The organism is Bacillus sp. P4_D3 (assembly GCF_056401855.1).
In genome coordinates, this window is the sequence record NZ_JBFUIN010000115.1 from 1 (window position 1) to 8,700 (window position 8,700).

General features: G+C 38.8%; 6 protein-coding genes and 2 pseudogenes. 1 reads left to right on the forward strand and 7 read right to left on the reverse strand.

Going from position 1 to position 8,700, the window contains the following annotated elements:
- Window positions 1-519: 519 nt before the first annotated feature.
- The 6 genes and pseudogenes from AC1DTM_RS13760 to AC1DTM_RS13785 all read right to left on the reverse strand — a co-directional run.
- Window positions 520-615, reverse strand: a pseudogene (locus AC1DTM_RS13760) (YjcZ family sporulation protein); the annotation flags it as partial.
- 293 nt (window positions 616-908) lie between these two features.
- Window positions 909-1,889: an alpha/beta hydrolase gene (locus tag AC1DTM_RS13765; RefSeq protein ID WP_477000357.1), complete on the reverse strand. Its 981-nt coding sequence runs from the start codon at window positions 1,887-1,889 to the stop codon at window positions 909-911.
- A gap of 182 nt (window positions 1,890-2,071) precedes the next feature.
- Window positions 2,072-3,439 (reverse strand): sensor histidine kinase, encoded by a 1,368-nt coding sequence (locus AC1DTM_RS13770; protein WP_199715641.1) that lies wholly within the window; start codon window positions 3,437-3,439, stop codon window positions 2,072-2,074.
- Window positions 3,436-4,110 (reverse strand): response regulator transcription factor, encoded by a 675-nt coding sequence (locus AC1DTM_RS13775; RefSeq protein WP_199715640.1) that lies wholly within the window; start codon window positions 4,108-4,110, stop codon window positions 3,436-3,438. Before AC1DTM_RS13775 ends, AC1DTM_RS13770 begins: the two co-directional genes overlap by 4 nt.
- Window positions 4,111-4,496: 386 nt before the next feature.
- A pseudogene (locus AC1DTM_RS13780) lies at window positions 4,497-4,742 on the reverse strand (GNAT family N-acetyltransferase); the annotation flags it as partial.
- 147 nt (window positions 4,743-4,889) lie between these two features.
- Window positions 4,890-5,777, reverse strand: coding sequence for a LysR family transcriptional regulator (locus tag AC1DTM_RS13785; RefSeq protein ID WP_199715639.1), 888 nt, complete (start codon window positions 5,775-5,777; stop codon window positions 4,890-4,892).
- Between the two features lie 142 nt (window positions 5,778-5,919).
- On the opposite strand from AC1DTM_RS13785, the gene AC1DTM_RS13790 reads away from it, so the two are divergent.
- The gene (locus AC1DTM_RS13790; protein ID WP_477000358.1) at window positions 5,920-6,678 is read left to right on the forward strand and encodes an NAD-dependent epimerase/dehydratase family protein; all 759 of its coding nucleotides are present in this window, start codon (window positions 5,920-5,922) and stop codon (window positions 6,676-6,678) included.
- 1,049 nt (window positions 6,679-7,727) lie between these two features.
- Here the strand turns inward: AC1DTM_RS13790 and AC1DTM_RS13795 are convergent.
- Entirely contained in the window at window positions 7,728-8,666 is a 939-nt protein-coding gene (locus AC1DTM_RS13795) for an alpha/beta hydrolase (RefSeq protein WP_199715637.1), read from the reverse strand.
- Window positions 8,667-8,700 lie beyond the last annotated feature (34 nt).

Consider the following 8,700-nt stretch of genomic DNA (forward strand, 5'->3'; position numbering starts at 1 on the left):
GATGTGGTGAGACCCCATAAAGAAAAGACACCCTAAGGTGCCTTCCTCCGACTTGAACCACTTTAATTTAATAATATGTATTGGACATTAAGTAAACACGTCCTATAAAACAGAATCATTTATTTTCAACAGATTGTTAGTGTACAAATACAAGAGAATCGAGATCGTTTGTTTGGCTAGATTAAAGCAACGCCACACCACACCTATATGGTTGAAATGTGTTACGCCTTCTAATCGGAGAATCAGCTTTATAGAACGTGTCCACAATTTATATTTTACTACATGTAATATTTATTTTATGTAATTTTTACAAATATGTATAATTACATAAAATTTACGAGAAAAAGAGAGTATACTTTGATATTGTGTAATAAAGATAAGGCCCACCTACGGAAATAGGTGGTTTTTTTGTTAGGCATTACTATCTCATTGCACAAAAGGGAATTTGCATTAAAATAATATCATATTCTTAGAGTTCTTATATTGAGAAAAAAGACACTCTTATGAGTGCCCCTTTTTTTAGTAACCGAATCCGCCGCTACCGCCGCCCCAACAACTACATCCTATAATGATTAACAGGATGAATAGAACGATCAGTAAAGCAAATCCGCCACCTAACTGTCTACGCTTAAAGACTAAAGTTACCTTTAGCCCTCCAAGACTCGCTACGAGCGAATGGCTAGTTCTTACTCGACGGGAATCCCACCCGTTATATGATACGACCTAGGCTCGGCCGCACACCTGCCTCGTTAGTTAATATGAAAATGAAACCCAATGTCTTTCAGGCGAAAGTATAATCTTGGTTTGGAAATATACAACTGTTTGGACATAAAAAAGACCATCGAAATGATGGTCTTGCAGACTGTAGACAAATGCATAAAATAGCGGATGAACCTTTCTCTGAACACTTACTTTACTTCTTTCATAAATAGTCTAACGTTTTCAGCGATTTCTTTGAATTTGGTATGGTGTAAATAATGTGATCCATCCATGGTTACTACTTTTCCATGTACCGAGTCTTTGATCTGCCCTTCATGCAGAGGTATCCATCCTGCTACACCTTCATTATTCGCTTGTACAAAGAGAAGAARTGGAAGATATTTAGGGAAGATTAAACCTTGAGCCCCTTTAAAATTAGACGAAATATGGTCCATCTCATTCAAGGTTGTGTCATTATACATGTTTTTATTCGAAATCATTTTCATTTGCTCTACGGTTTTTTCATCAAATGCCAGTCCAGCATAGGGGTCAGCACTGATTTTCATAACCAATCTTAAGAGACCTGATTTTTTGAGATATGCAAACGTTTTTAATGGGAAATTGATATCCATACCCGGTTGTGTTGCAACACTGCTATCGATTCCGACAAATGCAGTCACCTCGTTTGGATATTTGTTCACATAATCAATTCCATAAATGCCTGTAATGGAGTGGCCCATGAGCATGTATCTGTTAATATTAAGCTGCTGTAGAGCTTCATGAACTTCACTTACCATATTCTCCGTGGTTCGCTCTTTTACAGTTTCATCACTTAATCCATAACCGAAAGGCTCTACCGCAACAACTTTGTAAAATGGAGATAATTCATCGATAAGAAGCTTAAAATCAAGCCCTGGAGTAGCTGTTCCATAACCAGGCAGGAGCACGATCGTTTCCTCGCCCTCGCCTTGAATTAACACATTCATGTTTCTCCCGTCTACAGATACGTGCTGCCCGTAGGGCACTATTCGTTTTTGCTCCGAATGACTACTCATCACATTTGCGATATAAACAATACCTAAAAAAAGTACAATGGCTAGAACGATTGCTCCTATGATTTTAAGTAAGATGTTTCGCACTTTCTTTATTTTCATTCCACTCAGCGTTTTCTTTTCCTCTTGTTGTGTCACTGTCATCTTCTCCTGTCCTGATCTGTTTGCCTTCCTTCATGTGCCTGTAATGAAAACTTAACCAATGAAGATGTACTCACCATGACGACAATATGAACTGAATATGAACTGCCAAAAAAAATGCTACGGCTCTATATGCAAGTAAGCTTGCATATGAGTCGTAGCATAGAGAATGAATCTAACTAATCTGTTGGTGTAGTGATTGGCAAGGTGACAATGAAGGTCGTTCCTTGACCAGGTTCACTTTTCACTCGGATGTCACCTTGATGAAGCGACACGATCTGTTTAACGATAGCGAGTCCCATACCACTTCCGTCATACTTACGACTGTGGGAACGATCGGCCTTAAAAAAACGCTCGAATATACGCTTCTGGTCGTCAAGGTGAATACCAATACCAGTGTCGGATATTAGGATTGTCACGTTTTTGATATCTTGTTTGATGCTTACGTTAATCACGCCGGTATCCTCGGAAAATTTGATGCTATTTCTGAGGATATTCGTCCATACCTGATTTAACAGGTCATGATCAGCCGTTATTTTAACTGTCTGTAAATCAAGCTCGAAATGTATATCGCGAGCAGACCATTGTGGCTGGAGCGCCACGATTATCCGTCGGATTTGTTCATCGAGGCTGAGCGTGACGAGCCGCAGTTGCTTTGACTGCGATTCAAGAAAACTCAGCTTTAGCAGGTTATCGCTCATTTTGGACATCCTTTTCGCTTCAGCGATGATAATATCAAGATAACGGCTTCGTTCGTATTCTGAAAGGTCAACTTGCTTAAGCACTAGAGCATAGCCGGATATCGAAGTGAGCGGAGACTGAACCTCGTGCGACACGTTCGTTACGAATTCCCTGCGCATCCGCTCAAGTTGCTGCAGATCGTGCGTCATTTCTTCGAAGCTGCGAGCCAAAGTACCCAGCTCACTCGTTTGCTTAATATTCAACTTGACGTTGAAATCTCCAGATGCTATCCGCTTGGTCGCTTTTGTCAGCTTTTTTATCGGTCTTACCAGGAATACAGAGGCAACTAGAATCAATAAGCTTCCTGCAATCAACGAACATGTTGCAAAGACCAATGCCCATTTTGTGACAAAAGAGGCTGAAGGAGGGGCGAGCGCTTCCAAAAATATCGCTTTCGTTCCCATTTCCGTTTTCAACGGCAACCCTAAGAGGACCGTGGCAATACCATTAGGAGTGTCCTGAACAACACCTCCATCTAATACTTTCTTTAGTTGCTCCATCGTCACAGGCGCAGGTTTGTTTCCGTGAAGTTTACCGTAAGACTTGAACTGACCCGTTGCTTCGTAAATTCGAATATAATAAGAATCGAGCTGCTTCATTTCACTTACGAACAAGTCCGCTTCATGTAACGGAAAGGTCTTGTAAATCCGGACGATGTCTTGGCCAAAGTTACGTAAGTTGATTTGAGCGTTTTCGTTCAATTTATCTTCGAATATCCAAGTTGACACCAAAAAAGAAATGATCGTGCCCCCGATGATGGAGACTAAAAATGTCAGGACAACACGTATATATAAGGATCTGATCATTCATAAACCTCAGGCCGATACCCAAGCCCGCGCACCGTTTCGATCCGAAAATCGGGTGTTGTCGCGAACCGTTCACGCAGCCGTTTAATATGTACGTCTACCGTTCGATCATCTCCGGCGTAATCGATACCCCAAATCTGATCGATCAACTGCACGCGCGTATAGACTTGTCCGGGTGTTCCAGCGAGCTTATACAGCAATTCGAACTCCTTTAGCGGCAACGTAAGCGACTCCGTCCCTTTCATCACCTTATAGGTCTGTCGATCAAGGATGACGTTCCCTAAATGGATCGTCTGCGTGGAGCCAATCTTGTATCGTTTGAGTAGTGCCCTAACACGAACCGTCAACTCTAACGGATCGAATGGTTTGGTTAAATAATCGTCCGTCCCAAGTTCGAAACCTTTCACTTTCTCCCATGTTTCTCCTCTCGCAGTCAGCATAAGTAAAGGTAGATCAGGATTGGCTCTTCGGAGCTCCTTGCTTAACGTCCAACCATCCATAATCGGCATCATAATGTCAAGTACGACAAGATCGACATTCGTTGAGATGTAGACGGCCAGTGCTTCCTTGCCGTCCGCTGCTTCAGCTGTTGCGAATCCGTCGTTGCGTAGAAATAAACAGACGAGTTCGCGAATGTTCGCATCGTCGTCAGCAACTAGTATAGTAGGCATCGGTTCCCTCTTTTCCCTGTTTTCCACCGCATTATTTCAAGCAATCATTATACTATAAATTAACACGTATGTTGATTAACCAAAGTAATACAGTTTCTTGATTTATCGACCTGTAGAATTCAAGTGTTTCTTTCAAACTAATTTGTCACTCAATTGACAAGGCTTCACAAAGAAACAGGCGTGTGAAACCTGCAAATGACAAGCGTTTATTTTGTCTTTTGGCCTTGTGCACGAAGAAATTTCAGCAAAGCATAGGCAATTATAGCTGTGAATAACTGATTGAACAACGCATTGGATGTTGTGCCAAACAATACGGGAACGTTCAAATTCAGCTAAATCCAGCGGAAAAATGATTCAATTGCCCAGCGCTATTTGTACATGGCGGCGATTCCTTCGGACAGATAGATTGGTAGAACGCATATTCCCCAAACTACTCCAGTAATTACACCATCTGAAATAACACGTCCCATACCCACTAATTATTTTTCATCAAATGCGTAAATGGCGTATCAACTTTGATTGCACATTCGTTCCAAATCATTACTTGTTAATTTAAGTGAATTCCACCATAAAGATTCATATAGGTTTAGTAATTAGTCAAAGTTATTAGGGTGTTCTGTCGTATAATTTATATATTATCATATAATTACCTCCTGATTTTTGTATATTATAGTTCTACATCAACACATAATATATAACTTTTTCTCATTGCTTATTGAACTAATCTGCTCCGTTCAAGAAGAACCCTATCAGTTTAAATAACTCAGATTTTGGCAAAATTAAATTGATTCAAATGATACCCACCTTTTAGTAATCTCAGAAAATTTCTTAGTCGCGAGTGAGGTTGGTTTTCTTATAGCTAATCCAATAGTTCGATAGCTATCACTTTCAAGTGGAATGGCTGCAAAAGAAATTTTTGATGTCGGTATAATCATTTCTGGCAATATACTAATTCCTAGATTATTCTCCACCATGGAGATCACTGAGTATTCATTCATATTTTCGAATCTAATATTGGGACTAACTTTATTCTCCCTAAATATTTTTTGAATATCATCATAACACTGATATGTTGGCATAATAAAAGGTACATTTTCTATTTGTTGCATTGATACTTGGTTTTCCTTACATAATGGGGATTGGTTAGATACAACACATAAAAGTCGATCCCTCTTCAATTGTACGATTTCAAAGGATTTTTCTAAGGATTCAAAGTAAGTATCATTATTAATAAATCCACAATCTAATCTCCCGTTTTGTAACCAATTCTCAACCTCAGCATAGTTTCCTTCCAGTAATTCGATTTCAATATTTGGAAACTTTTCCTCCATTTTTTTAAGAATACCAGGAATCCAGTTTTTAGAAATACTCGAAAAAACCCCCACTCTTACTGTTCCTTTTTGGAACCCATTGATAGCGGCTACTTCCTGCTTCAGCATGTTGTTATAGTATAAAATTTTCCGAACGGTAATTAAAAGCTCCTCTGCATTTTTGGTCAATGTTAAAGTAGAGTGATTACGAATAAATAAAGGAAAGGACAACTCTTTTTCCAAACTGCTAATTGCATGACTTACAGCAGATTGGGTGAAACCTAACACTTCTGCAGCTTTTGTAAAACTATTGAGTTCTGCCACTTTGTTAAATATTTCATATTTTGTTAAAGTCACTATGGTCCTCCTCATGAATTTTATTCATGTCTCCATTATATTTCTTCGTTTTATTTAATGCCATTACCAACATACAATAAGTGCATGCTCTATTATATGACCCTTGACAAGGGATGTATTTTTTATGGAAGGATGAAGTGAAATGCAAAAAATTTTAGTTACAGGTGCTGCAGGTAAAATTGGCCAAGATGTTACAAGATTCCTAGATAAGCAAGGGAATTACCAGTTACGGCTAGCAGATATTAACTTATCTGCTTTAGAAACTTTTAAAGATACAAATCACGAAATCATATATTTAGATGTTTCTGATTTAGCTGCTTGTCAAGAATTTACGAAAGGTATAGATATAGTTATACACTTGGCAGGTAATCCTTCGCCAAATGCTGATTTTTATGGCTCCTTATTAGAAAATCATATAAAGGGAACCTATAATATTTTTAGAGCTGCTAGCGATAATAATGTATCCAAAGTGATAGTTGCTTCCAGTGCTCAAACAATTGAAGGCTATCCTTTGGATTATCAACCACATGCTTATTCACCCACGAGACCCAAAAATATGTACGGGGTAAGTAAGTGTTTTGCAGAGGCTGTTGCTTCTTATTTTGCTYATGAAGAAGGGTTACAAAGTCTTGCTATTCGTATAGGTGCATATAATGATTATAATCCATATGGTAAACCACTAACAGCTAGAGATATGAGTGCATACTTAAGCCCAGAAGATTTTATGGACCTTCTCTTAAAGTCGATGACGGCAAAGAACTTACCTCCATTTTCAATTTTACATGGTGTATCTAACAACAGGTTTAAACGAATTGATATTGAAGGAACAAGAAAGTTAGTTGGTTATAGCCCAAGTTCTGATGCTTTTGTACTAAGTGGTATTAAGTTCTTTGATTCTTGATAAAGGCATATCTAGAAAAGAGATTATATTATTGTTATTTAGCTTTTATTTGTTCTATTTTCAATAGCTGTAGTTTCTACAATCATAATATTCCAATTTTCTCAGATAGGGCACACTATTCTTCTGTCTCATTTGTGGAACAACTCTATTGTCACCACTAGTTCCACAGATGTTCTTTTCCTTTTCAACATTATGGGGGAGCACCATCAAAACGCGAATTTCGTACGCTAAGCAAAATTTCATAAGAAAAAGCCGATTTCCGGTACTCTAAGAGAATAATTGGCTTTTTACTGTTAAGTTGTTTGTAGTGATTGTAGGGAGTCTAATGATGCAATTTCTTTTATACTAAATCGGTATTTTCCTAGAATATTAATGTGTTCCCATTCTAATGGAGAAATATATTTCAATAATTCTTCATTAAGATGGGAATCAAATAACTCAACTTTCGCACCTATAAAATAAGCGGGGAGATTTAGCTATATTGAATTTAGAGTCTATCAATTGTGTACTGTACAACTTGAGTAAAATGAAAAACACCTCGATCCTTGGTATAGTGAGATTACCTAGAAATCACTACCACAGAAGAGGTGCCTTAACTACAATAGCTCAAAATAACCAATATCATCAACTACCAAAAGAACTTAATTCTATTTTTTCCGAGCTTGAAATGAAGATCCAGCTAAGGATGCAGTCTATCGCTTCTTATAAACGGTGCCAATGTTCAATTGGCGCCCTTTCCTGCTGCTGTTTAGTATGAATGCGATTAAAAAAGTAACTCGACTTACGAAAAAAACCGCTCCAAAGTGTTGATTGTGCTTATCATCGTAACCGCAGTAAAAAAGTTGAATTGCTAGCACACTATTTTGAAACCTTGGTTAACTATTCCAACTTTGAAGTATTTCCTGTTATTAATCAATGAGTAAGGGGCAAAATTCAAAGTATATGGTGGCACTATTTGTACTTCTTTCTGTAATCTCTACTCATCGAATAAATTTAGAGCTATCACTCATGCCTTCAGTTGAACACCCCGATGACTGAACTAAGATAAGTTATGGATGAAGTGCCCGTGCCATCGCATCAAAATAATTCTGACTGGCACGCTGACTCACTTCGGCTTCAGGCACAAGTACTTCAAAGCAATGGAAGCAGCCGGGGTAGAGATGAAATTCAACATCTACTCCTGCTTGTGCAAGTCGTGTTACATATTCAATAATTTCATCTCGGAATAAATCGAGTTGACCTACACATGTATAAGTTGGCGGTAGTCCTGCTAAGTTGCCTGCTCTCGAAGGTACGGCATAGGGAGATGGTTCGTTAGTATCGTTCTTCTTTCCCAAGTACATATTCCAAGCCGTTAAATTGTTTGATCTATTCCATGTTGCATTGTCTTCTATAATCTCATAGCTTGATGGTGTTATGTTGTGGCTATCAAGCATCGGATACAGCGGCATCTGAAAAATAATAGATGGACCTCCTTTATCACGAGCCATTAACGCAAGCGCTGCTGTTAGTCCACCGCCTCCACTTGCACCGGCGATCGCAACTCGATTCACATCAATTCCAAGCGAGTCTGCCTCATTTGTTATCCAAACCAAGCCTGCATAACAATCTTCAATAGCCGCTGGATAAGGATGTTCAGGCGCAAGTCGATAATCGACAGACACAACAACGCATTCAGCAGTCTGAACAAAGCGTTCACACAAAACATCGTCCATATCAGGGTGGCCCATTACGTATCCACCACCGTGAATCCACAGCATAGCTGGAAGTTTATCAAGATTTTTCTCAACGGGTTCGTAAATTTTAACTAACATCTCGCCGGCTGCGCCAGGAATCATTCGCTTGGTCATGTTTACAAGCTCTGATTTTTCCAAATGTGGATTCGACAAGAGACTTCGACTCGCCTCTAAATCCCCCTCTAATTGAAAGCCTGGAAATTGTGAGAAAGCCTGTTTTAATTCTGGTAATACTTGACTGTCAATTTTCATATAAATTCCTCCAGTTAAATAATGAAACTTGATG

What these genes read in the sequence shown, in the direction of transcription:
- AC1DTM_RS13770 (WP_199715641.1), bottom strand. Translation starts at nt 3,439, where the DNA reads ATGATCAGATCCTTATATATACGTGTTGTCCTGACATTTTTAGTCTCC.
- AC1DTM_RS13775 (WP_199715640.1), bottom strand. Translation starts at nt 4,110, where the DNA reads ATGCCTACTATACTAGTTGCTGACGACGATGCGAACATTCGCGAACTC.
- AC1DTM_RS13795 (WP_199715637.1), bottom strand. Translation starts at nt 8,666, where the DNA reads ATGAAAATTGACAGTCAAGTATTACCAGAATTAAAACAGGCTTTCTCA.